The sequence below is a fragment of the Mesorhizobium sp. M0227 genome, from assembly GCF_040321855.1.
Classification (GTDB): Bacteria; Pseudomonadota; Alphaproteobacteria; order Rhizobiales; family Rhizobiaceae; genus Mesorhizobium.
Genome location: NZ_JAMYSJ010000007.1, coordinates 126,916 through 150,615 on the forward strand (window position 1 = coordinate 126,916; position 23,700 = coordinate 150,615).

General features: G+C 63.2%; 21 protein-coding genes and 1 tRNA gene. 9 read left to right on the plus strand and 13 right to left on the minus strand.

The features are described from left to right. Nucleotides 1-223: 223 nt before the first annotated feature. From NKJ00_RS12245 to NKJ00_RS12260, 4 genes are read right to left on the minus strand one after another with little or no spacing between them, the layout of a single operon-like run. Complete coding sequence (locus NKJ00_RS12245) at nucleotides 224-1,162, minus strand: sugar ABC transporter substrate-binding protein (RefSeq protein WP_128302819.1); 939 nt, start codon at nucleotides 1,160-1,162, stop codon at nucleotides 224-226. A gap of 14 nt (nucleotides 1,163-1,176) precedes the next feature. After that, nucleotides 1,177-2,172 (minus strand): ABC transporter permease, encoded by a 996-nt coding sequence (locus NKJ00_RS12250; protein WP_127322263.1) that lies wholly within the window; start codon nucleotides 2,170-2,172, stop codon nucleotides 1,177-1,179. Next, the gene (locus NKJ00_RS12255; protein ID WP_352439787.1) at nucleotides 2,172-3,170 is read right to left on the minus strand and encodes an ABC transporter permease; all 999 of its coding nucleotides are present in this window, start codon (nucleotides 3,168-3,170) and stop codon (nucleotides 2,172-2,174) included. The genes NKJ00_RS12250 and NKJ00_RS12255 overlap by 1 nt, the downstream gene beginning before the upstream one ends. Further along, entirely contained in the window at nucleotides 3,167-4,669 is a 1,503-nt protein-coding gene (locus tag NKJ00_RS12260) for a sugar ABC transporter ATP-binding protein (RefSeq protein WP_352439788.1), read from the minus strand. The genes NKJ00_RS12255 and NKJ00_RS12260 overlap by 4 nt, the downstream gene beginning before the upstream one ends. A 337-nt stretch (nucleotides 4,670-5,006) precedes the next feature. Between NKJ00_RS12260 and NKJ00_RS12265 the strand changes: the two genes are divergently transcribed. The 4 genes from NKJ00_RS12265 (at nucleotide 5,007) to NKJ00_RS12280 (ending at nucleotide 8,593) form a co-directional block, all read left to right on the plus strand. After that, nucleotides 5,007-5,681 carry a GntR family transcriptional regulator gene (locus NKJ00_RS12265; RefSeq protein ID WP_128287601.1) on the plus strand — a complete coding sequence of 225 codons (675 nt, stop codon included), beginning with the start codon at nucleotides 5,007-5,009 and terminating at the stop codon, nucleotides 5,679-5,681. Between the two features lie 19 nt (nucleotides 5,682-5,700). Beyond that, on the plus strand, nucleotides 5,701-6,030 hold the full coding sequence (locus tag NKJ00_RS12270; protein ID WP_352461279.1) for an L-rhamnose mutarotase: 330 nt from the start codon (nucleotides 5,701-5,703) through the stop codon (nucleotides 6,028-6,030). A 236-nt stretch (nucleotides 6,031-6,266) separates the two neighbouring features. Beyond that, the gene (locus tag NKJ00_RS12275; protein ID WP_352439790.1) at nucleotides 6,267-7,778 is read left to right on the plus strand and encodes a UxaA family hydrolase; all 1,512 of its coding nucleotides are present in this window, start codon (nucleotides 6,267-6,269) and stop codon (nucleotides 7,776-7,778) included. Nucleotides 7,779-7,846: 68 nt separating this feature from the next. Further along, nucleotides 7,847-8,593 (plus strand): SDR family NAD(P)-dependent oxidoreductase, encoded by a 747-nt coding sequence (locus NKJ00_RS12280; protein WP_128302814.1) that lies wholly within the window; start codon nucleotides 7,847-7,849, stop codon nucleotides 8,591-8,593. 14 nt (nucleotides 8,594-8,607) lie between these two features. Here NKJ00_RS12280 and NKJ00_RS12285 read toward each other — a convergent pair whose 3' ends face one another. The 6 genes from NKJ00_RS12285 to NKJ00_RS12310 all read right to left on the minus strand — a co-directional run bounded on the left by NKJ00_RS12285 (nucleotide 8,608) and on the right by NKJ00_RS12310 (nucleotide 15,565). Then, on the minus strand, nucleotides 8,608-9,378 hold the full coding sequence (locus tag NKJ00_RS12285; RefSeq protein ID WP_352629938.1) for a dihydrodipicolinate synthase family protein: 771 nt from the start codon (nucleotides 9,376-9,378) through the stop codon (nucleotides 8,608-8,610). A 132-nt stretch (nucleotides 9,379-9,510) separates the two neighbouring features. Continuing rightward, a complete protein-coding gene (locus NKJ00_RS12290; protein ID WP_352629851.1) occupies nucleotides 9,511-11,223 on the minus strand; it encodes an IlvD/Edd family dehydratase in 1,713 nt (570 codons plus the stop codon). A gap of 14 nt (nucleotides 11,224-11,237) precedes the next feature. After that, nucleotides 11,238-12,017: an SDR family oxidoreductase gene (locus NKJ00_RS12295; protein ID WP_128302811.1), complete on the minus strand. Its 780-nt coding sequence runs from the start codon at nucleotides 12,015-12,017 to the stop codon at nucleotides 11,238-11,240. A gap of 15 nt (nucleotides 12,018-12,032) precedes the next feature. Then, the gene (araH, locus tag NKJ00_RS12300; RefSeq protein ID WP_023811524.1) at nucleotides 12,033-12,983 is read right to left on the minus strand and encodes an L-arabinose ABC transporter permease AraH; all 951 of its coding nucleotides are present in this window, start codon (nucleotides 12,981-12,983) and stop codon (nucleotides 12,033-12,035) included. Nucleotides 12,984-12,993: 10 nt separating this feature from the next. Continuing rightward, complete coding sequence (gene araG / locus NKJ00_RS12305; RefSeq protein WP_352439793.1) at nucleotides 12,994-14,505, minus strand: L-arabinose ABC transporter ATP-binding protein AraG; 1,512 nt, start codon at nucleotides 14,503-14,505, stop codon at nucleotides 12,994-12,996. 70 nt (nucleotides 14,506-14,575) lie between these two features. Next, nucleotides 14,576-15,565 (minus strand): arabinose ABC transporter substrate-binding protein, encoded by a 990-nt coding sequence (locus NKJ00_RS12310; RefSeq protein ID WP_023811522.1) that lies wholly within the window; start codon nucleotides 15,563-15,565, stop codon nucleotides 14,576-14,578. Nucleotides 15,566-15,765: 200 nt separating this feature from the next. Here NKJ00_RS12310 and NKJ00_RS12315 point away from each other — a divergent pair, with 200 nt between their 5' ends. Both NKJ00_RS12315 and dgoD read left to right on the plus strand, forming a co-directional pair. Next, the gene (locus NKJ00_RS12315) at nucleotides 15,766-16,512 is read left to right on the plus strand and encodes a FadR/GntR family transcriptional regulator (RefSeq protein ID WP_128302809.1); all 747 of its coding nucleotides are present in this window, start codon (nucleotides 15,766-15,768) and stop codon (nucleotides 16,510-16,512) included. An 8-nt stretch (nucleotides 16,513-16,520) separates the two neighbouring features. After that, nucleotides 16,521-17,669, plus strand: coding sequence for a galactonate dehydratase (gene dgoD / locus NKJ00_RS12320; RefSeq protein WP_128302808.1), 1,149 nt, complete (start codon nucleotides 16,521-16,523; stop codon nucleotides 17,667-17,669). 192 nt (nucleotides 17,670-17,861) lie between these two features. Here dgoD and NKJ00_RS12325 read toward each other — a convergent pair. Then, nucleotides 17,862-17,937 (minus strand) — tRNA-Ala (locus NKJ00_RS12325). A 172-nt stretch (nucleotides 17,938-18,109) separates the two neighbouring features. After that, the gene (locus NKJ00_RS12330) at nucleotides 18,110-18,499 is read right to left on the minus strand and encodes a TIGR02300 family protein (RefSeq protein WP_023811519.1); all 390 of its coding nucleotides are present in this window, start codon (nucleotides 18,497-18,499) and stop codon (nucleotides 18,110-18,112) included. A 206-nt stretch (nucleotides 18,500-18,705) separates the two neighbouring features. Between NKJ00_RS12330 and aroA the strand changes: the two genes are divergently transcribed. From aroA to rpsA, 3 genes are all read left to right on the plus strand, one after another. Then, the gene (aroA, locus tag NKJ00_RS12335) at nucleotides 18,706-20,064 is read left to right on the plus strand and encodes a 3-phosphoshikimate 1-carboxyvinyltransferase (RefSeq protein ID WP_352629853.1); all 1,359 of its coding nucleotides are present in this window, start codon (nucleotides 18,706-18,708) and stop codon (nucleotides 20,062-20,064) included. A gap of 254 nt (nucleotides 20,065-20,318) precedes the next feature. Further along, nucleotides 20,319-20,969, plus strand: coding sequence for a (d)CMP kinase (gene cmk / locus NKJ00_RS12340; RefSeq protein ID WP_352439795.1), 651 nt, complete (start codon nucleotides 20,319-20,321; stop codon nucleotides 20,967-20,969). Nucleotides 20,970-21,176: 207 nt separating this feature from the next. Then, nucleotides 21,177-22,874, plus strand: a complete 1,698-nt coding sequence (gene rpsA / locus NKJ00_RS12345) for a 30S ribosomal protein S1 (RefSeq protein ID WP_023811516.1) — start codon at nucleotides 21,177-21,179, stop codon at nucleotides 22,872-22,874. 114 nt (nucleotides 22,875-22,988) lie between these two features. Here rpsA and NKJ00_RS12350 read toward each other — a convergent pair whose 3' ends face one another. Beyond that, on the minus strand, nucleotides 22,989-23,696 hold the full coding sequence (locus NKJ00_RS12350; protein WP_352611579.1) for an SDR family NAD(P)-dependent oxidoreductase: 708 nt from the start codon (nucleotides 23,694-23,696) through the stop codon (nucleotides 22,989-22,991). Between the last annotated feature and the right edge of the window lie 4 nt (nucleotides 23,697-23,700).

Genomic DNA, 23,700 nt, shown 5'->3' on the forward strand with positions numbered 1-23,700 from the left:
TGGCGAAGGCGGCCGGATATGCCTGCTTTGGTGAGTAGCTGATGCGAAAGAGTGGGCATGGCGTGGTCCTGTCCGGGTGGAAACCAGATCGCCAGTGCAGATTGCTTATTCCACAAACTCTGTAGAGTTAGTTTATTCCAATTCTGTCGCCGCTATTAGAATTTCTCTCTCCAACGCGTCGGCGGTGAGGCCGACCCGAGTGCACCGGGCCGGCCTTCCTGAATCAGAACGCGGGTTCGACCGCGTTGACGTTGTCCTTGGTGACGACGGTCAGCGGGATGGGCAGCCGGTCCTTGACCTGCTTCCCGTCGATGATCTCGGCCATCGTGTTGATCGCCAGGCGGCCATCCTCGACGGGCGACTGGACGATGGTCGAGTACATCTCATTGGTGCGGATGGATTCGAACGCATCCTTCTGGCCATTGATGCCGACAATCGGCGGTGCGGCCTTGGAGGGGTTGGCCTCCTTCCATGCGTCGATGAAGCCGCGGGCCATCGTGTCGTCATTGGCGTAGACACCGCTGATCTGGTCGCCGAAGCGTGTGATCAGATCGCGGCTGACCACCAGTGCCTTTTGCTGGTCGAAGTCGGCATTGACCGTGTCGAGCACCTTGATGTCGGCATTGGTTTCCTTGAGACGGTCGGTGAAGCCGCTGACACGTCCGATCGTGGTGCCGTTGCCGGCCTGGCCGGCGATGATGACGACGGAGCCCTTGCCGCCGAGCGCCTTGCTCAGCGAGTCCGCCGCCAGCTTGCCTTCCTCATAGACATCAGGCCCGGTGAACGACTTGATGAACGGCTTGGCATCGTCGCTCATCGGCGAATTGATGAGGATCGCCGGAATGTTCGCCTGCTGCGCGCGCGCCAGTCCCGGTATGTAGGCCTGCGGGTCGAGCGGCCACAGGATGATGCCGTCGACCTTGCGCGCAACGCAGGTGTTGAGCTGCTCGGTGCCTTTCTGGACATCAAAATCCTGGCTGAGGCTCAGGATCTCGATGCCGAGTTCCGCGGCGCGCGCCTGAAGCGCCTTGTTGGCCGGCGTCGCATAGGCATGCGAATCCGCTGCCGTCACGTAGCAGACCGTCTTGGCGCTGGCCCAGCCCGTCGATGCCAGCACAGCCGCCATGGCGGCGACGTGAAGCATGCTTTTCTTGCCAATCATGTGTTTCCTCCCAATCATGTGGTTCCTCCTTGAGTGATTGGATTGTCGCGAACGAGCGCCGGGCGCGTGCCCGGAGCCCTCCCCTTGGTGGTAACGGCCCGATCGAGCACGACGAGCAGGATCAGGATAAGCCCGGACACGACCTGCTGGACGTATGCGGGAACGGACTGGAACTCCATCGCGATGGTCAGCGAGCCGATTGTCAGCACGCCGCCGAGCGTGCCGAGCGCGGATCCCCTGCCGCCTTCGAGACGAGTTCCGCCGACAACGACCGCGGCAATGACGGCGACCGTCAGTTCCGAGCCGAAGACGGGTGAGCCGGTGTTGGTGACGAGGCTCTGGAGAACCCCCGCCAGGCCGGCAAGCGTGCCGGCAAAGACAAAGCCGAGAAAGACGATACGGTCCGAGGCGATACCGCTTTCCTTGGCAGCCGCCGGGTTGGATCCCACCGCAAAGACGTTACGCCCAGGTATGGTGCGCGTCAGCCAGAAATGCAGCAGCACGATCAGGGCGATGAACAGCGCGCTGCGGAGGGTGAAGACATCGAGATAGATCTTGGCCAGCGCCAGGGAAAGCATGATGTCGGTTCCGGTCACCGGCTGGCTGTTGGTGATCCAGTGCGCGAGCGAGCGGAAGATGAGCATCGTCGCGAGCGTCAGCACGAGCGAATTCACCTTCAGGCCGACGACCAGCATGCCGTTGACGGCGCCTGCCAGGGTACCGACCAGGATGCCGACGATCGCGGCAGGGAGGATGCCGATCTCTCGCTGCAGGATGACCGATACGATGCCGGCCAGGGCAAACACCGCGCCACCGGAGAGGTCGATCTGGCCCGATATCAAAAGCACCGTCAGGCCGATCGCGATCAGGCCGATCGTCGCCGCCCGGTCGAGGCCGAGGCCGAGGGTCGATGCCGAGAGGTAGCCGGGGACCACCAGCGCGGAAATGACGAGCGTCAGACCGAGAATGACGATGACGCGATACTGCGAGACAAGCGAAAGAAAACGCATCACGACACGCCCCGCTTGCGCAGCGCCGCATCCATGCCGACGGCGCCGACGATCAGGATGCCGAGCACGAAACCCTGGATCGGCGTGCGCACACCGTCGAGCACCATGACGTTGGTCAGCAGTTGCACGAAGATGAGGCCGGCAATGGCCCGTGGCACCGATCCGAAGCCGCCGACGATCGACACGCCGCCGACCACCACCGCCGTGATGGCACTGAATTCGTAGCCGCCGCCGATGAGCGGCCGCGCGCTCTGCAGCGTCAGCCCGAGCAGGCCGCCGCTGATGCCGGAAGCGAGTGCTGTGATCACGAAGGCGCCAGCCTTCACGGCCTGCACCGGAACCGCACTTGCCTCGGCGGCGCTGTAATTGCCGCCGGTGGCAAGCGTCCATCTGCCCCAGAAGGAGCGGGACAGGACGAAATGGCCGACAAGAGCAATGACCAGGAAGATCAGCACCACGACGGGAATGCCGAACAGCCGGCCCTTGGCGAGTTCGGCGGAGGCGGGATTGCTGCCATAGACGATGACCCCGCCGACAGCCGCCTGGACGATGCCCAGTCCGATCGTGCCAATGCCGAGCGTGGCAATGATTGGATTGATGCCGACATATCCGACCAGGACCCCGTTGAGCAGGCCTATGAGGCCCGCGAGACCAACCGCCAGCACGAAGGCCGGCAGCGGCCCGATCATCGGCTGCAGCCCGAGCGACAGGATGGCGCCGCAGGCGATGGTGGCCGGCACCGACAGGTCGGCCAGGCCGCCGACCACGAGCACGAAGGTCATGCCGACTACGACGATGCCGACGATGGACATCGAGGTCAGGACGTTGAGCAAATTGCCTGATGTGAAGAAGGCGGGGCTGACGAAGGAGCCGTAGAGCATCACGGCGAGGATAGCGAAGGCCAGCCCCGCCTTCGACAGGACATCGACAAGCCTGCTGCCACGCGTAAAGCGGTCGTTGCGGTTCACGCCGCCGATCTCCATGGCAGCTTCGGTCACGCCGTCTCCTCCCCCGTGGCTAGCGCCATGATGCGCTCCTCGCTCAATTCGCTGCGCAGGAGAGGCTCGGAGGCATAGCCATCGCGCATCACCACCACGCGGTCGCAGACGCCGAGGATTTCGGGCAGCTCCGACGAGATCATCACGACCGCCATGCCGCCGGCGACGAGTTGGCCGATGATGTGGTGGATCTCGGCCTTGGCGCCGACGTCGACGCCCCGCGTCGGCTCGTCGAGGATCAAGGCCGAAGGTTTGGCGGCAAGCCATTTGGCGATGACCGCCTTCTGCTGGTTACCGCCCGACAGAAGGCTGATGCGCCGTTCGCCGTCGGGCGGTGAAATCGAAAACTGCTTGACCGAGTCCGCGGCAAGCGAGTGATCGGCGCTGCGGCTGATGCGCCCGAAACGGCTCAGGCGGCGCAGTATGGGCAGGCTGATGTTTTCCCGGATCGACATTCCAGGCACGACGCCGTCGCCCTTGCGATCTTCCGGAACATAGGCAATGCCTGCCCTGACCGCCTGGGATGGCGAGTTGATCGAGACCTCGCGTCCGTTGACGCTGACCGAGCCCTCGACAAGCCGCGACAGGCCGAAGATTGCGCGGGCGACCTCGGTGCGGCCAGCGCCCACCAGCCCCGTCAAGCCCAGTATCTCGCCGGCGCGTACATCGAAGCTGACATTGCGGAAGCGCGTGCCGTCGCTGATGCGTTCGACGCGCAGCACCGACTTGCCGATCTCGGCCGGGCTTTTCGGGAAGACATTGCTGACTTCGCGACCGACCATCAGCCTGATCATGTGAGCGGCATTTATGCCTTCGATCGGACGCGTCTCGATCATTGAGCCGTCGCGCAGCACAGTCACCTCGTCGGCGATTTCGAGCACCTCCTTCAGTCGGTGGCTGATGTAGATGATGGCGATGCCGTCATCGCGCATCTTGCGCAGGATCCGGAACAACGCCGCCGTCTCATGCTCGCTGAGGCTGGATGTCGGTTCGTCCAGGACGATGATCCTGGGCTGCGCCGCGTAGGCCTTGGCGATCTCGACGAGCTGCTGCTGGCTGATAGAAAGGTTGCCGAGCCGTTCACGCGGGTTGATGGCCGCTCCAAGTTCGTCGAGGACGGCAGCGGCCGCCCGGATCATCTCGCCCTTGCGCAGAAAGGACCATTTGCCGGGCATGCGGCCGAGATAGACGTTCTCGGCGACGGTCAGGTCGGGGACCAGATTGATCTCCTGGTGCACCATGCGAATGCCGAGCGCCTGGGCGTCGGCGGGCTGGCGCATGCGCACCTCGGCGCCGCCGACCCTGATTGTGCCGCTGGTGGGCGCGTAGGATCCGTTGAGGACCTTCATGAGCGTCGATTTGCCGGCGCCGTTCTCACCCACGACCGCATGAACGGTACCGAATTTTACGGCGAAATTGACGTTGGACAGAGCCTTCACGCCCGGGAACGTCTTGCTGATGCCTCGCATGTCCAAGGCGCAATCGTCGGCGACAGTCATATCTGGCTAGGTTCCTCCTGGCGGCTGGCCGATCATCCTCTGTATCGGCCATCGATATGTTAGTATAATAGTTTCTTCAACGCAGCTCGACCCCTCTTCGAACTGGCTTGAACATCCGGGCTTTTGAACACGCGGCTCAGTCCAGGCTCTCGGTTGCGGATTGAATTTCTCACCGCGGATGATGACTATTGCACTAATATAACAGTTCTGGCAAGCTGGATTCCGGCGGTCGTTATGGACATCGTGTCACCGACACCCGACGCTTCCATTGGATGCGTTCCAATTGACATTCTAGTATTATCTAGCCATTTCTGGTGAACGAAGACACGGATTTACAATGGACCTGGATCCTTCGACGCTCAATCGGGCTCTTCCGCTCCGCGATCAGATCTACCACAAGATCCGCAACCTGATCGTCGTCGGGCAGCTGAAGCCGGGAGAGGTGATCAACGAAGTCGCCATCGCGGAGGCCCTGGGGGTGTCTCGCACCCCCGTTCGCGAAGCGGTCAAGCGCATCAGCGACGAGGGCCTGGTCAAAATCCTGGCACAGACCGGCACCTATGTCGCTCCGATCAGCCGGGCTGACCTGGAAGAAGCCTATGTCATCCGGCGGGCCCTGGAGATGGAAAGCGCCCGACGCGCGGCCGCCAAGTTCACAGCGGCAGCCAGCGAATTGCTGGAAGACAACATGGCGGCGCACCGGCTTGCCATATCGCGCGGCAGATATGCCACCGCGATACAACTCGACGATGTCTTCCACCGCACCATAGCCGAGATCTGCGGCCTGCCGATGATCTGGAGAGCCGTCGACATCTCGAAGGCACAGATGGACCGCGGACGCTATCTCGCCATCCCAAGACCGGGTTATGGCGAACAGACGATCGAGCAGCACGAGGCCATTTTCGACGCGCTGAAGCGCCACGACGCCGAGGGGGCGGCAAGGGCCATGGAACATCATCTCGAGACGTCGTTCCGCAACACGCTCGAAGTCGCCGCCGACCTTCTCGACTGAAGCCTCGCGAGCAACCGGCATGCAAAGAATGGGGCTTTGTATCGGCGTGAAAGCCGAGGCGATCGCGGACTACAAGCGCGTCCACGCCGCCGTCTGGCCGGAAGTGCTCGACGTCATCAGTCGCGCCGACATCCGCAACTATTCGATCTTCCTGCGCGAACCGGAGAACCTTCTGTTCGCCTGCTGGGAGTATCACGGCAGCGACTTCGCCAGGGATGCGGCGCGGATGAGCGAGTCGCCGGCCATGCGCAAATGGTGGGAACTGTGCGACCCCATGCAGACGCCGCTACCGACGCGCGCCGACGGCGAATGGTGGGCGGCCATGCAAGAGGTCTTCCATCTCGATTGACCGTGTCCCGGGCGTGCGGCGGTCCGTTGTTTCATCCAGCCGTTTGCCGCCCTCAAACTCCGCCGCAAGGCGCACTCATTGCAAGCCACTCACCTAACCGATCCGCCGCAACGCCCTGCAGTCCAAGCCTTTCGCAACCGCACCTTGACCGCTGACATTCTGTTATATTAGTATTCTAAATCACTTTTGTCTCTCGACGCTCCTTGTCGGGGAGGCCTTCTTCAGAGTTTGGGTTCATGGCACGGTTCATCAAGCTGTCGGATATCGACAACATTCTTCTGGCGGTCGATCCGTTGAAGATCGGCGAAAAAGCCGGGGACGTGGCGGCCAGGGCACGCATACCGCGCGGGCACAAAATGGCCTTCCGCGACATCGGCTCGGACGAGCCGATCGTGAAATACGGCCAGACCATTGGTTTTGCGCGGGGATCCATCGTCGCCGGCGACTGGGTTCACGAGCACAATGTGTATCTGCGCAATTTCGAACGCGACTACGTCTTCGGCACCAATACCAGGCAAACCGAGGTCGTTGCCGAGGCCGAGCGCGCTACTTTCATGGGTTACCGCCGGCCGAGCGGCAAGGTGGGCACGCGCAACTTCATTGCCGTCCTGACCTCGGTGAACTGCTCTGCCAGCGTCGCCCGGTTCATCGTCGACGAGGTCAACCGGTCTGGCATCCTGCGCGACTATCCCAATGTCGACGGCATCATCGCACTCGTCCACGGCACTGGCTGCGGCATCGACACCAAGGGCCCCGCTTACGACCTGTTGAAACGGACGCAATGGGGCTTTGCCACCAACCCCAATGTCGGCGGCGTGCTGATGGTCGGACTCGGCTGCGAAGCGTTCCAGATCCCACGCTGGATGCAGTCGTACAACATCGAGGAGAGCACGATTTTCCGCACGATGACCATCCAGGAAACCGGCGGCACGCGAAAGACAGTCGAGGCCGGCGTCAAGGCGATCGTCGACATGCTGCCTACGGTGAACGCCGCCGAAAGGACTCCGCAGCCGGCCTCCGAACTGGTGCTTGCGCTGCAATGCGGCGGATCGGACGGCTATTCCGGCATCAGCGCCAATCCGGCACTGGGTGCTGCGGTGGACCTGCTTGTCGGGCAAGGCGGCACGGCCGTGCTCTCGGAGACGCCCGAGATCTATGGCGCCGAACATCTTCTCGCCTTGCGCGCCGAGAGCCGCGCGGTGGGTGAAAAGCTGATCGAGCGCATCCGCTGGTGGGAGGATTATACCGCCAGGCACGACATGGAGATGAACAACAACCCTTCGCCCGGCAACAAGCTGGGTGGGCTGACGACCATCCTGGAGAAATCGCTCGGCGCCTCCGCCAAGGGCGGCACCACCAATCTGCGCGCGGTGCTGGAATATGCCGAGCCGATCAACGAGCGCGGCCTCGTCTTCATGGATACGCCTGGCTACGATCCGGTCTCGGCCACCGGGCAGGTCGCCGGCGGAGCCAACATATTGTGCTTCACCACCGGCCGCGGTTCGGCCTTCGGCTGCAAGCCGACGCCCTCGATCAAGCTCGCCTCCAACAGCTTCATCTTCGAGCAGATGCGCGAGGACATGGACATCAATTGCGGAGACATACTGGACGGCGTCTCGCTGGCCGAGAAGGGCGAGGAGATCTTCGCCGAGATCCTGCGCGTCGCTTCCGGCGGGCGCACCAGGTCGGAAGCGCTCGGCTATGGCGACAACGAGTTCGTGCCATGGAGCCTCGGCGCGACGATGTAGCGATATCGCCCGCCTGCACAGGCCGGCCTTTATCCCGGAAGTAGCTCAAACGGAAAGAACCGCTCGACATGAACAGGATTGATCTTGACGGCCAGCACGCTGTGGTCACCGGCGGCGCCCAAGGCCTCGGCTTTGCGATGGCCAGACGCTTCGTCGCCTCCGGCGCGACGGTAACCTTGTGGGATCTCGATGAGGCTCGCCTCGAAACCGCCAAGAAGGAACTCGGCAACGCCGCCACGACAGAGATCGTGGACGTCGCCGATTGGGTGTCGGTGGACGCGGCGCGCGCCAGGACCGAAGAGCTGGCCGGCAACATTTCCATTCTGGTCAATTCCGCCGGAATCGCCGGCCCGGCCGTCCCGCTCGACGTCTACGACATCGAGACGTGGAAAAAGGTCATCGACGTCAACGTCAACGGTACGTTCTACGTCAATCGCGCCGTGGTTCCCGGGATGAAGGAGCGCAATTACGGGCGGATCGTCAACATCGCTTCGGTCGCCGGCAAGGAGGGCAACCCCAACGCCTCCGCCTATTCAGCCTCGAAGGCGGCGGTCATCGGCTTGACCAAGTCGCTCGGCAAAGAACTGGCGCAGTACGACATCGCCGTGAACTGCATCTCGCCGGCCACGGCACAGACGCGCATCCTTGAACAACTGACGCCGGAGCATATCGAATATATGCGCTCGCGCATTCCGCGCGGCCGCCTGTTGGAGGTCGATGAGGCCGCTGCCATGGTCGCCTGGCTCGTCTCCAAGGAGAACAGTTTTACAACCGCCTCCACGTTCGACCTGTCGGGTGGGCGGACGACCTATTGAAAGGCAGTTGACGTTCAGCCAGGCAACCGACCGAGACCAATCGCAAAGCGCTCCACCATCGCGAGGCCAGGCTCGCTGGGCCGCATCGCCGGAGCCCGGGCGTGTATCGGGATGCCTGCGCGGGCGCCGAACAGCCGCTTGCCATAGCAGATCAAGTTTTCGATGCCTTGCATGACGAAGACCGCTGCCGGCAACATTCTTGCATATTCAGCCTCGGCCGTGGCTTCGCCTCCGGCGCGGAACGCATGATAGGCGCGCACGGCATAGTCGGCGCAATCCGGCGCCAGGATCATGCCGCGGCAACCGATGCGGAAATTGTCGATCAGTTCCAGGCCGCCACGCCCGTTGAAAACCGGTATCCGGCCATCGGTGCGCTCGATCAGCCCGGCGATGTCGGTAACCGGACCCTCGCCCTTGATCAGCCTAACGTTGGGATACAGCGTGACGAGGTCGCGGATTTCGTCTGATGAAAGGCCGCGCCCGAAAAACGCCGGCGCGTTCTGGATCGCCACCGGCAGATCGGTCGCCTCGGCAACGCGGCCGAAGAACTTGATGTATTCCGGCGCACCATAGGACCCAACCGGCGGCGGCTGCAGGATCACCCAATCCGCTCCCACGCTTTCAGCATGGCGAACCTGTGCGACCTGCTCGGCCACCGAAGCGCCGAAGATGGTGAAAGCGAGTGGCACTTTTCCGTCGGTGTCTTCCGCCGTCCAGTCCATGATCGTCCGGCGCTCGGCCTCGGACAGCTTGGCGACTTCCGTCGCCAAGCCGAGCGCCGCCATGCCGTGCACGCCGCTCGCCAGGCAGATCTGCGCATCGCCGCGCGGTCGAGTTTTTCGTTCTCATCAAAGAGCGCGTAGAGAATGGCGTGAATGCCGTGGAAATCATAAGGTTTGAATTTTGTCACGCGGACCTCAATGGCTTTCGCGTTGAATGGCGTGGCCACGGCATCCGACGAGAAAATCGAGGTCGGCGCCGCGATCCGCCTGCAGCACATGGTCGACGTAAAGACCCTGATAGCCGCCGCGCATAGCCGGCTGCGGCGGAGCCCAGGATGTCCGCCGCTTTGCGAGTTCCTGTTCTGACACGTCGAGATGCAGCTTCCTTGCTTCGACATCGAGCTCGATCATGTCGCCGCTCCTCACCAGCGCCAGCGGGCCGCCGACAGCGGCTTCGGGTGCGGCATGCAGCACGACGGTGCCGAAGGCGGTGCCCGACATGCGGGCATCGGAGATACGGATCATGTCGCGGACGCCTTGCTTCAACAGCTTCTGAGGCAGCGCCATGTTGCCGACCTCGGCCATTCCCGGATAGCCCTTGGGGCCGCAATTCTTCAGCACCATGATCGAGCCCTCGTCGATGTCCAGCAAGGGATCGTCGATGCGCGCCTTGTAGTCGTCAATGTCCTCGAAGACGACGGCGCGGCCGCGATGCTTCATGAGAGCTGGCGACGCGGCTGACGGTTTGATGATGGCGCCGTCGGGCGCCAGATTGCCGCGCAGCACCGCGATGCCGCCGTGCGATGTCAGCGCCTTGTCGCGCGGGCGGATCACCTCCGGATTGTAGTTTTGGGCGTCAGTGATGTTCTCGCGCACGCTCTTGCCGGTGACGGTCAGCGCATCGAGATCGAGCATGTCGGCGATCTCTTTCATGACGGCCGGAATACCGCCGGCGTAGCAGAAATCCTCCATCAGGAAACGGCCTGACGGCATCAGGTCGAGGATGGTCGGCACGTCGCGGCCATATCGATCCCAATCATCCAGGGTCAGCTCGGTGCCGACGCTGCCGGCGATGGCCAGGAGATGCACGACCGCATTGGTGGAGCCGCCGATCGCGCCATTGACGCGGATGGCGTTGGCGAAAGCTTTTCTCGTGAGGATAGCCGACGGGCGCAGATCCTCATTGACCATCACGACGATGCGCCGCCCCGTCATGCGGGCGATGCGGCTGCGGCGCGCGTCGACCGCCGGATAGGCAGCGTTACCGGGCAGCGCCAGGCCGAGCGACTCGACCATGGAAGCCATGGTCGAGGCCGTGCCCATGGTCATGCAGTGACCGGGCGAGCGCGACATGGCGCTCTCGGCATTGGCGAAATCCTGCTCGCTCATCACACCGGCGCGAACGTCTTCCGAAAATTTCCACACATCGGTGCCGGAACCGATTTCGTGGCCCTGGAAGCGGCCATTAAGCATCGGCCCGCCGGAGATGGCGATCGACGGCAGGTCGCAGGAGGCCGCGCCCATGACCAGCGACGGTGTGGTCTTGTCACAGCCGGCCATCAGCACGACGCCGTCCATCGGGTTGCCGCGGATCGCCTCCTCGACATCCATCGAGGCGAGGTTGCGAAACAGCATCGCCGTCGGCCGCAGATTGGACTCGCCGCAAGAGAAGACCGGGAATTCGAGCGGCAGGCCGCCGGCTTCCAGCACGCCGGCCTTGATGTGCTCGATCAGAGCACGGAAATGCACGTGGCAAGGCGTGAATTCGGAGAATGTGTTGCAGATGCCGATCACCGGACGGCCGTCGAAGGCATCGTCGGGCAGGCCGTTGTTCTTCATCCAGCTGCGGTGGATGAAGGCATCCTTGCCCAGCCCGCCGAACCAATGCTGCGATCGTCTCTTGGTCATGGTCTTTCCGGCGTTCAGGCGGGATGCTGCAGCTGGCTCAGCCCGCCATCGACGACGAGCGTCGCCGCGTTCATGAACGGGCATTCGTCGGAGATCATGAACACCGCAGCCCGCGCGATCTCGCGCGCCGTGGCGATGCGGCCGCCGGGATGCAGCGCCATGGTGTTGGCGCGTGCTGCGGCCGGATCGGCAAAGCTGTTCCAGTAGTCGATCGCCTTCTGCGTCTCGACATAGCCCGGCGCCAGCGCGTTCACGCGCACGCCTTGCGCCGCATATTCGAGCGCCAGCGATTTGGTCAGGCCGAGCAGCGCGTGCTTGGCGACGGGATAGGGGAAGGTGTGCGGAATGATGGTGAAGCTGTGCGTCGAGGCGATGTTGAGGATGGCGCCGCCGCCGCTTGTAATCATGCCCGGCAGCACAGCCTTGCTGCAATTCCAGGCGCCCTTGACGTTGACGTCGAAATTGCGGTTCCACTCTTCCTCGGTCGCCTTGAGCGGCGTCGAGAACACATTGACCCCGGCATTGTTGATCAGCGCGTTGATGTGGCCGATTTCGTCGGTCGCTTGGCCGACGGCAGTGGCAATCGCGGCTCCGTCGCTGATGTCGGCTGCCGCATGCCCGACATGGCCGTGCGGCGCGGCAAGGCCGGCGACGGCCTTGTCCAGCAGTGCGCCGTCGCGGTCGACGAGGAACAGTCTTGCACCTTCGGCAAGGCAGGCCTCGGCGATGGCCAGCCCGATGCCTTGCGCGGCGCCGGTCAGGAAGATGCGTTTGCCGGAAAGGCGCTCAGCCATTTTTGTCCCTCCAGCTTAGCGCCGGCCCAGTGCCGACGAGCGCAGATTGTCGAGCAGCACGGCCAGCAGCAGGATCACGCCACGTACGATGTACTGGTAGAAGGCCGGGATGTTGAGCAGGTTCATGGCGTTTTCGGCGATGCCCATGATCAGCACGCCGACGATGACGCCCGACATGGTGGCGCGGCCGCCGGCAAGCGAAACACCGCCGAGCACGCAGGCCGAGATGACCGAGAGTTCGAGCCCGACCGCCGCGTTGGGCTGGCCGGAGGTGATGCGCGACGCCAGCAGGATGCCGGCGATGCCGCAGACGACGCCCTGCAGCGCAAAAATCCAGATGCGCGTCCGGTCGACATTGACGCCGGCAAGACGCGAGGCCTCCGGATTGCCGCCGATGGCCAGCGTGTTCTTGCCGAAGACGGTGCGGTTGAGGACGAAGCCGAAGATGCAAAACAGGATAGCGAGCACCCAGACCGGCGTCGGTATGCCGAGCAGTTTCGAGAGCGCCAGCTGATAGAAATCCGAGCTGTTGATGCCGACGGCACGGCCGTCGGACGCGATCAGCGCAAAGCCGCGCACGATCTGCATGGTGGCCAGCGTCGTGATCAGCGCGTTGATGCGGAATTTGGCGATGACGACGCCGTTGATGAAGCCGACGAAAGCGCCGCAGGCGATTGCCGCCAGCAGGCCAAGCAGGATCGAGCCGGTGTAATTCGACGCCATCACAGCGACCATGCCGGCAAAGGCGACGATCGAACCGACCGACAGGTCGAAGTCGCGCGCGGCGAGGCAGAACATCATGGTGCAGGCGACGATGCCGACGGTGACCACCGACTGCAGCAGGCCGAGCATGTTGCGGTCCGTAAGGAAGTTCGGCACCAGAGCCGACACCAGCGCGAAGGCGACGACGAAGATGACGACGAGGCCCTGTTCGCCGAGCAGGATTTTTTTCAACTGGTCGGTCATGCCAAAGTCCTCAGGATGCGATCGCGTCGGGAGTTTTCTGATCGGGGAGAGCGGCGGCCAGGATCGCCCTTTCGGCGAACTGGTCGCGGGTGAGTTCAGCGCTGACGCGGCCACCGCACATCACCAGAATACGGTCGCAGATGCCCATCACTTCCGGCAGTTCGGACGAGACCACGACGATCGCCATGCCGTCCTGCGCAAGCTGGTAGAGCAATTCGTAGATTTCCGATTTGGCCCCTACGTCGATGCCGCGCGTCGGTTCGTCGACAATGAGAACCCGCACCCCTTGTTCGGACAGCCAGCGGCCAAGGATGACCTTCTGCTGGTTGCCGCCGGAGAGATTGATGATGTCCTGCTTGCGCGACGGCGTGCGCACCTTGAGCTTCTTGATGAAGGTTTCGGCGGTGGCGATCTCGCTGGCGCGGTTGAGCACGCCGAAGCGCGTGTGATGGCGCCGCGACGAGATGTTGATGTTCTCCTCGACCGAGCGGCCCTGGATGATGCCGTCATGCTTGCGATCCTCCGAGCACAGCACGATGCCGGCCCGGATCGTGCCACGCGGATCGGCGGCACGGACCAGCTTGCCGTCGACGGTGATGCTACCGCCCGAGCGCGGATCGGCGCCATAGACCAGCCGCATCAGTTCCGAGCGCCCGGCGCCGATCAGGCCGAAGAAGCCGACGATCTCGCCTGCCCTCGCCTCGAAACTGGCCGGCGTCTTCAGTTTGGGGCCGCTGAGAGCGTCGACCTTCAGGCGGACATCGCCCGTTTTTCGTGCGCGAAAACCCCAGATATCCGAAATCTCGCGGCCGACCATCTCGGCGACGACCTGGTCGCGGGTGACGCCTTTCAGCGACGCATGGTGCGCCGCGAGCTTGCCGTCGCGCAGCACGGTCAGGCTGTCGCAGAGCCGGAACACTTCGTCGAGCCTGTGCGAGACATAGATGATGACCTTGCCTTCGCCGCGCAGGCGGTCGATCAGGGCAAACAGGATTTCGCTTTCGCGCGAGGAAAGCGACGAGGTCGGTTCGTCCAGCGCGATAACGCGTGCGTCGAGCATGACCGCCTTGGCGATCTCGACCATCTGGCGTTCGCCGATCGACAGCGTCTTGACCTTGCGGCGCATGTCGATGTCGATACCGGCCGATTTCAGCTTGGCGCCGACGTCGTCCAGCATCCGGCGGCCGGCGATGATGCCGGCGTTGGCGGGGAAACGACCGAGGCTGAGGTTTTCGGCAACGGTGAGTTCAGGAACGAGTTGCAGTTCCTGATGAATGACAATGACGCCATTGTCGAAGGCATCCCGGGTCGAGGTATAGGCCTGAACCCTACCGTCAATGCGGATCTCGCCCTGATCGGCATGCTGGTCACCGGACAGTATCTTGATCAGGGTGGATTTGCCGGCGCCGTTCTCGCCCATCAAACCATGCACGGCGCCTTTGTCGACACCGAACGAGACGTCCGACAGCGCCTTGACGCCCGGATAGGTCTTGGTGATGTGCGAGAAGTCGAGAAAGGACACGGGCAGCGATCCTCTTATGGAATGGCAAACAGGCGGCGGGATGAGCCGCCGCCTGTTTGTACAGGGAGGATTATTCGATGCCGAGACCCTGGCGGACCTTCTGGTAGTCGTCGCGCTTGGCGAGTGCACCCGAGGTCAGGATCAGCTTCTCCGGCTCCTTGTTGTTGGCAACCCAGTCATACATGTTGAGCGCCGTCTCGTAGCCATGACGCTTCGGCGAGATGATCACGGTGCCGACGAAGCCGGTGGCCGTCGGCTTCTTAAACTCGTTGATCGCCGAATCCGCGCCGCCAATGCCAACACCGATCATGCCGTCCGCCGGAATGCCAACGCTTTCGGCTGCACGCACGGCGCCGAGCACCGCTTCGTCGTTGAGGCCGAAGGAAACCCACTTCTTGATGTCGGCATGGGCGTTGAGCACGACCGTCGCCGCATTGAGGGCAGCTTCCGTGTCGGTCTTGGCCTGCGGGGCGTCAAAAATGTTCTCGGCCTTGAAGCCGTTTGCCTTCAGCACCGAGATGGCACCTTCGACGCGATCGACCGCCGTCGGCAGCTGGTCGTAGGAGACGCGGATGGCGCCAACCTCGTCGGCTTTCCAGCCGCGCGCCTTCATTTCGTCGACGATCGCCTGGCCGACGGCTTCGCCGATCTTGGTGGCCGAAATGCCCATATGCGGGACGTCTTCCAGCGCCTTGCCGTCGGCGCCGACCAGACGGTCGTCGACAGTCATCAGCTTGAGATTGTTGGCGGCGGCCTTGGCGACGATGCCGGGGCCAAGCTTCACGTCCGGTGTGCAGACGATGAAGCCCTGGGCGCCCTGGGCGCCGAGATTGTCGATCGCCGACATCAGCTTCTCACCGTCCTCGGCGCCGATCTTGACCAGGGTAAAGCCCTTCTCCTTGGCGGCCTGGTCGGCGAACTTCCATTCGTCCTGGAACCACGGCTCCTCGGGCTGCTTGACGATGAAACCGATCTTGGTGTCCTGAGCATATGCAGCGATGGTCGTGACGGACAGCACGGCAAGCGCGCCCGCGACGAGCGCGGTCTTCAAAAGTCGCATGATTACCTCCCAGCGATAGACCGGGCGCTCAGCCCGGATGCCGGAGTGTCTAATCGTTTTTATCATACTCGTCAATTGATCTGGTATGATAATTAATGTACATGCTCTGACCAGCAATCGCTGGCGCAATCAGTCCGCATCCGTTAATGGCGGATCGGTTGTGCGAAACCAGCGGTTCGCCGCCTTGGAGGAGGGCTGAGGTGACCGGGACTTTGAAGAAACCGCAAGGCGACACAGCCACTCGCCGCCCGCGCGTCATGCCCGATGTGACCAAGGCAATGGCCTCAGACATCTTTTCCGGGCGCTACCCGGCCGGATCCTCCTTGCCGACCGAAAACGAACTCGGCGTCGAATATGGTGTCAGCCGCACTGTCATCCGCGAGGCCCTGAAAGTGTTGGCGGCAAAGGGGCTGGTGCTGTCGCGGCCGCGCGTCGGCACGATCGTCTGCAACGAGGACGACTGGAACATCATCGACCCACAGGTGCTGGCCTGGCACGCGCCGCATGCACTGGACGACAAGCTGTTCGACGCCATCCTCGAAACGCGCCGCGCCATCGAACCGCTGGTCGCCGAACTGGCGGCCACGCGCGCAACGCTGCAGGAAATAGCCGATCTCGAAGCGGCATGGCGCGGCATGGCCGGCGCCGGCGAGGATCTCGCCGCCTTCTCGCGCAGCGACATCGCTTTCCACCAGATCGTCTATGCCGCGAGCCATAACCCGATCTTTCGCCAGATCGGCAATCTCATCGACACCGGGCTGAAATTCTCGCTCGAGGCGACGGCGGTGATTTCGCTCGACCGGCGCATGGAGGCCGTGGCGGCGCACCGCGAGGTGGTCGAGGCGCTGCGCATGCGCGACGCCGAGGCGGCGCGTGGGGCCGCAAACAAGATCCTCGACCTTGCGGCGCGCGACCTCGTCAGCGCCAAGAAACTCAAGAGCAACTGAGATTGCGCATGAAAATCATCTCGCTCACCACCTACATCGTTCCGCCGCGCTGGCTGTTCCTGAAGATCGAGACCGATGCCGGCGTCACCGGCTGGGGCGAGCCGGTCGTCGAGGGCCGGGCTCTGACCGTCGAGGCAGCGGTCAAGGAGCTTGGCGATTACCTCATCGGCAAGGATCCCCGCCTGATCGAGGACCACTGGACGGTGATGCACCGCGGCGGCTTCTACCGTGGCGGGCCGATCCTGATGAGCGCCATTGCGGGGATCGACCAGGCACTGTGGGATATCAAGGGCAAGGCGCTCGGCGTTCCCGTGCATGAGTTGCTCGGTGGCAAGCTGCGCGACACGATCAAGGTCTATTCTTGGATCGGCGGCGACCGGCCGGCCGAAGTGGCCGCTGGTGCCCGGGAAATGGTTGCGCGCGGCTTCCTGGCGCTCAAGATGAACGGCACTGAAGAACTGCAGATCGTCGACAGCCACGACAAGATCGACGCCGCTGTCGAACGCGTCGCCATGGTGCGCGAGGCCGTCGGACCCAACATCGGCATCGCCGTCGATTTTCATGGCCGCGTGCACCGGCCGATGGCGCGTGCCCTGGTCAAGGAACTCGAACCCTATAGGCTGATGTTCATCGAGGAGCCGGTGCTCAGCGAAAACCGCGAGGCGCTGAAGGAGATCGCCGCGCTCGGCTCGACGCCGATCGCGCTCGGCGAGCGGCTCTACAGCCGCTGGGACTTCAAATCCGTGTTCAAGGAAGGCGTCGTCGACATCATCCAGCCTGATCTGTCGCATGCCGGTGGCATCACCGAATGCCGCAAGATCGCGGCGATGGCGGAAGCCTATGACGTCGCGGTGGCGCCGCACTGCCCGCTCGGGCCGATCGCGCTTGCCGCGTGCCTGCAGCTCGACGCGGTCAGCTACAACTGCTTCATCCAGGAGCAGAGCCTCGGCATCCACTACAACGCCGCCAACGACCTGCTCGACTATGCCGCCAACAAGGATGTCTTCCGCTACGAGGATGGTTATGTCGCCATTCCCGACGGCCCGGGCCTGGGTGTCGAGATCGACGAGGAGTATGTCAAGGAACGCGCCAAGGAAGGCCACCGCTGGCGCAACCCTGTCTGGCGCCACAAAGACGGCTCCTTCGCCGAGTGGTGATCGGGCCGGCTTCCAGTCTCTAAGCGCTCCATGAACAGTGAAGACTTTGTCCGGCGAACAGTTGCTCTCGAGAAATGGCTGGTTCGTTCCGTTTGATGGGGGCGCTTTCAGCGGCGTTGCCTGAACTGACCATCAAACGCAGATGACCGCAGTACCACACATTCATCGGCTGCGAATTGCAGAGGGACTGTTTGGTGGAGCCAATCGGGATCGAACCGACGACCTCTTGAATGCCATTCAAGCGCTCTCCCAACTGAGCTATGGCCCCACTTCCGGCAGTCAACCGGCGCCGTTTCCGGCGAAGAGATCCGGCGCGGGTTGGAGACCGCGCCGTTAGTGCAGGCGGCTTCTAACCCCGCCTTTCGTCAATATCAAGCCTTCAAGAGCCGCTTTTTCTTCGCAGGCTACGAAAGCCTGCAAACGCCCGCTTTCAAGGCCGATCAGACCTCGTCGTCGTCGTCGCCGACGCCGATCATGTCGGCAACGTCGTCATCTTCTTCCTCTTCGTCGGCGAGGAAGGTGTCATCCTCGTCGTCGCCGAGGTCGACGTCATCCTCGTCGTCGCCGAGATCCGGCAGGTCGTCGCCCTTGGCGTCCTCGTCGGCCTCTTCAAGCGAGACGACCTCGACGCCCTCTTCTTCCTCGGCGTCCACTTCCTTCTCGGCCACTTCCTCTTCCTCCTCGAGGGCGGCAATCTTGCCTTCCTCGAAATAGGAACGCGGATAGGTCTTGCCGGTGTAGGGCGAGACGATCGGGTCCTTGTTCAGGTCGTAGAATTTTCGGCCCGTCTCCGGGTCGATACGTTTTGTGCCAAGTTCGGTTTTTGCCACGGCAAGCCTCGTCAATAAAAGAGTGGTCCCCTTAACCACAGTTTGCAGCGCTGTCAAAGCGAAAAGCCGGCGTCACAAAACCATACGTTGAAAGGCGTCGCGTCAGTGACGACCATGGGGGATGACCATTTCGGCCCGCCGTGATACGAGACCGCCGCAACAAATGAAAAGCGCCGGCCTGCCGGCATTCCGTCCAGGGAATTTCCATGTCTCACGCCGCCGCGCCCAAGCCGGCCACCGCCCGCCAATCCCCAGCCCTTTCCGGTATCGCGCGCGTGCCGGGCGACAAGTCGATCTCGCACCGCTCCTTCATGTTCGGCGGCCTCGCCTCCGGGGAGACCCGCATCACCGGCCTGCTCGAAGGCGAGGACGTGATGCGCACAGGTGCTGCCATGAAGGCTATGGGCGCACATATCGAGAAGAACGGCGACGAGTGGGTGATCCGCGGCACCGGCAACGGCGCGCTGCTGCAACCGGAAGGGCCGCTCGATTTCGGCAATGCCGGCACCGGCTCGCGGCTCACCATGGGCCTCGTCGGCACCTATGATATGGAAACGACCTTCATCGGCGACGCCTCGCTGTCCGGCCGGCCGATGGGCCGCGTACTCGAACCCTTGCGCCAGATGGGCGTGCAGGTGTTGAAGGCGACGCCGGGCGACCGCATGCCGATTACGCTGCATGGGCCAAAGCATGCCGCCCCGATCACCTATCGTGTGCCGATGGCCTCGGCGCAGGTAAAGTCGGCGGTGCTGCTCGCCGGCCTCAACACGCCCGGCATTACCACGGTGATCGAGCCGGTAATGACACGCGACCACACGGAAAAGATGCTAAAGGGTTTTGGCGCCAATCTGTCGGTCGAAACCGACGAACGCGGCGTGCGCCACATCTTCATCGAAGGCCAGGGCAGACTGACCGGCCAGACCATCGCGGTGCCGGGTGACCCCTCCTCAGCCGGCTTCCCGCTGGTGGCCGCGCTGATCGTGCCGGGATCGGACATTGTGATCGAAAACGTGCTGATGAACCCGACCCGCACCGGCCTGCTTTTGACGCTCCAGGAAATGGGCGGCAAGATCGACATTTTGAACCCGCGCAACGCCGGTGGCGAAGATGTCGCCGATTTGCGCGTGCGCTACTCCGAACTGAAGGGCGTCACCGTGCCGCCCGAGCGGGCGCCGTCGATGATCGACGAGTACCCCGTGCTTGCGGTCGCTGCCAGCTTCGCCGAGGGCGAAACGCTGATGCAGAGACTGGAAGAGCTGCGCGTCAAGGAATCCGACCGGCTGTCGGCCGTCGCCAACGGGCTGAAGCTCAACGGCGTCGACTGCACCGAGGGCGAGGCCTCGCTTGCCGTGCGCGGAAAACCGGGCGGCAAGGGGCTGGGTGGCCATCCGAACGGCCAGGACACGACCGTGCAGACCCATCTCGACCACCGCATCGCCATGAGTTTCTTGGTCATGGGGCTGGCGACGGAAAAGCCGGTGACGATCGATGACGCCGCGATGATTGCGACGAGCTTTCCGGAGTTCATGGGGCTGATGACGGGGCTGGGCGCGGAGATCGGCTAGTCGATGGCTTGGGACCAGACTGCAACGCTGGCGGGACAGCACCCCCCTCTGTCCTGCCGGACATCTCCCCCGCAAGGGGGGAGATTGGCGGCTTTGGCGCTCCATTCAATCCTGCAATATTGGCGATTGGCTAAGTCAGCGGTGATGGCTGATCTCCCCCCTTGCGGGGGAGATGTCCGGCAGGACAGAGGGGGGTGTGAAGAATCTCGGCGCCCGTCTTCTTCATCGCACCTGTCAATCGCGGCGGCCCGCCAATGACTCACACCTTCACCATCGCTATCGACGGCCCGGCCGGCGCCGGCAAAGGCACCCTCGCCCGCCGACTCGCCGACCATTACCGGCTGAACCTACTCGACACCGGCCTCACCTATCGCGCCGTCGCCTATGCGCTGATCCAGCACGCGCTGCCGCTCGACAATGTCTCGGCGGCCGAAACCGCTGCCCGCCAGGTCGATCTGGCGAAGCTCGACCGCGCGGTGCTGTCGGCGCATGCCGTCGGCGAGGCTGCCTCCAAGGTCGCGGTGTACCCGACGGTGCGGCGCATCCTCGTCGAAAAGCAGCGCGACTTCGCCAAGACGCCGCCGGGTGCGGTGCTCGATGGGCGCGACATCGGCACCGTCGTGTGCCCCGACGCCGACATCAAACTCTATGTGACAGCGAGCGCGGAGGTGCGGGCACAGCGCCGGCTGTCGGAGATCGAAAGCATCGGCGGCACCGCTGATTTCACCGAGATCCTCGCCGATATCGTGCGCCGCGACGAGCGCGACATGGGTCGAGCGGACTCACCGTTGAAGCCGGCGGCCGACGCGCACTTGCTTGATACCAGCGAAATGGCTATAGAAGCCGCGTTTCTTGCAGCCATGGCGATCATAGACGACGTGCTGGCCAAAAGAGACAAGGCCTGATCCGGGTTTTCCCTCGTATTCCGTTGTCGGAGGCGAAGAAAATACCCATATCGGGCACGAACCAGCCTGCCAGCATTCTTCATGCGCCGGAATTGCCGCTTAAAGAGCGGCCCAGGGTTTTTGTAGCCCGGAACGCCGGCAGGCCAACGCAACGCTAACCCACGGCGCCCGTCCCGCTTTTAGATGCGGGGCACTCCAGGAGAAACAATGTCAGCTGCAAATCCCACTCGCGACGATTTCGCGAGCCTGCTCGAAGAATCTTTTACCGCCGGCCATTCCGGCGAAGGTCAGGTCGTCAAGGGCATCATCACCGCCATTGAAAAAGACATGGCTATCATCGACGTCGGCCTCAAGGTCGAAGGCCGCGTGCCGCTGAAGGAATTCGGCGTCAAGGGCAAGGACACCACCCTCAAGGTCGGTGACACCGTCGAAGTCTATGTCGAGCGCATCGAAAACGCGCTTGGCGAAGCGATGCTTTCACGTGAAAAGGCCCGCCGCGAAGAGAGCTGGGTCCGTCTCGAAGAGAAGTTCACCAAGGGTGAGCGCGTCGAAGGCGTCATCTTCAACCAGGTCAAGGGCGGCTTCACCGTCGACCTCGACGGCGCCGTGGCCTTCCTGCCGCGCAGCCAGGTCGATATCCGCCCGATCCGCGACGTCTCCCCGCTGATGCACAACCCGCAGCCCTTCGAGATCCTCAAGATGGATCGCCGCCGCGGCAACATCGTGGTGTCGCGCCGTACCGTGCTTGAGGAGAGCCGCGCCGAACAGCGTTCGGAAATCGTGCAGAACCTCGAAGAAGGCCAGGTTGTCGAAGGCGTCGTCAAGAACATCACCGATTATGGTGCGTTCGTCGACCTCGGCGGCATCGACGGCCTGCTGCATGTCACCGACATGGCATGGCGCCGCGTCAACCATCCGACCGAAATCCTCAACATCGGTCAGACGGTCAAGGTGCAGATCATCCGCATCAACCAGGAAACCCACCGCATCTCGCTCGGCATGAAGCAGCTCGAGAGCGATCCGTGGTCCGAGATCGGCACCAAGTTCCCGATCGGCAAGAAGATCAAGGGTACCGTCACCAACATCACCGACTACGGCGCGTTCGTCGAGCTGGAGCCGGGCATCGAGGGTCTCATCCACGTTTCGGAAATGTCGTGGACGAAGAAGAACGTGCATCCCGGCAAGATCCTGTCGACGACCCAGGAAGTCGACGTGGTGGTGCTCGAGGTCGATCCGGCCAAGCGCCGCATCTCGCTCGGCCTCAAGCAGACGCTCGAGAATCCGTGGCAGGCTTTCGCCTCGAGCCATCCAGTCGGCAGCCAGGTCGAGGGCGAGGTCAAGAACAAGACCGAGTTCGGCCTGTTCATCGGCCTCGAAGGCGACGTGGACGGCATGGTGCACCTTTCCGACCTCGACTGGACGCGTCCGGGCGAGCAGGTCATCGAAGAGTACAATCGCGGCGACATGGTCAAGGCGCAGGTGCTCGACGTCGACATCGACAAGGAGCGCATCTCGCTCGGCATCAAGCAGCTGGCCAAGGATACGGTCGGCGAAGCGGCGACTTCAGGCGAACTGCGCAAGAACGCGGTCGTCACCTGTGAGGTCATCGGCGTCAAGGATGGCGGTCTGGAAGTGCGGCTGGTCGACAGCGGCATCGAGACCTTCATCAAGCGCTCCGATCTGAGCCGTGACCGCGACGAGCAGCGCCCCGAGCGCTTCACCGTCGGCCAGAAGGTCGACGCCCGCGTCATCGCCTTCGACAAGAAGACCCGCAAGCTGCAGGTCTCGATCAAGGCGCTGGAAATCGCTGAAGAGAAGGAAGCGGTCGCTCAGTACGGCTCGACCGACTCCGGCGCTTCGCTGGGCGACATCCTGGGTGCCGCGCTGAAGAAGCAGGGCAGCTAAGCCCTTCGCATCGCGAAGTCCTTCGCGAAGCGAAGTTCTTCACAGGCTCGAAAACAAAACCCCGCCGGAGCGATCCGGCGGGGTTTTTCTTTGACCGAGGTAAAGGTTGGAAGGTTACGCCCTGCCGTAAAGCGGCACCAGCGTACCACTCATCGCCTGGTTGGCCGGCGAGGCAAGGTAGGCGATGGCCTCGGCGGCGGCTTCGAGGCTGACCCATCTGGTGACGTCGGCATCCGGCATGTCGGCACGGTTGGCCGGCGTATCGAGCGTCGACGGCGCCACCGCATTGACCAGGATACCCCTGTGCTTCAGCTCTTCGGCCACCGCCACCGTCATGGCTGCCACTGCCGCCTTGCTGGCGGCGTAAGCGACCATGCCGGCGCCGCGCCGCGGGTCGAGCCCGGCGCGCGCCGTGACGTTGACGATGCGGCCCGCCGTGTCCGACGACAGCATCGAGCGGATCGCGGCGCGGCAGCACAGGAAGGCGGTGCGCGCATTGGTGTCCATCATCTCGGCAAAGGACGCCGACTCGATCTTTTCCACCGGTGCGGCGGTGAAGCCGCCGGCCAGGTGGATCGAGCCCCACAGGCCTGGAACCTGGCTGTAGAACGCTTCGACCTTGGCAGGGTCCGAGAGATCGACGTTGTGCACCAGCTGGACACGGTCATGCGTGGTAAAGGGGAAATGCGTAGGGGCGGCAGCATGAGCGTTGGGCACATGGCAGATCGCGCCGTCACTCAGCAGTTTGCCGACAACCGCACCGCCGAGCGCACCGGTCCCACCGGTCACGACGATATGCTTGCCTTCAAGTGTTTCCGTCATCTTG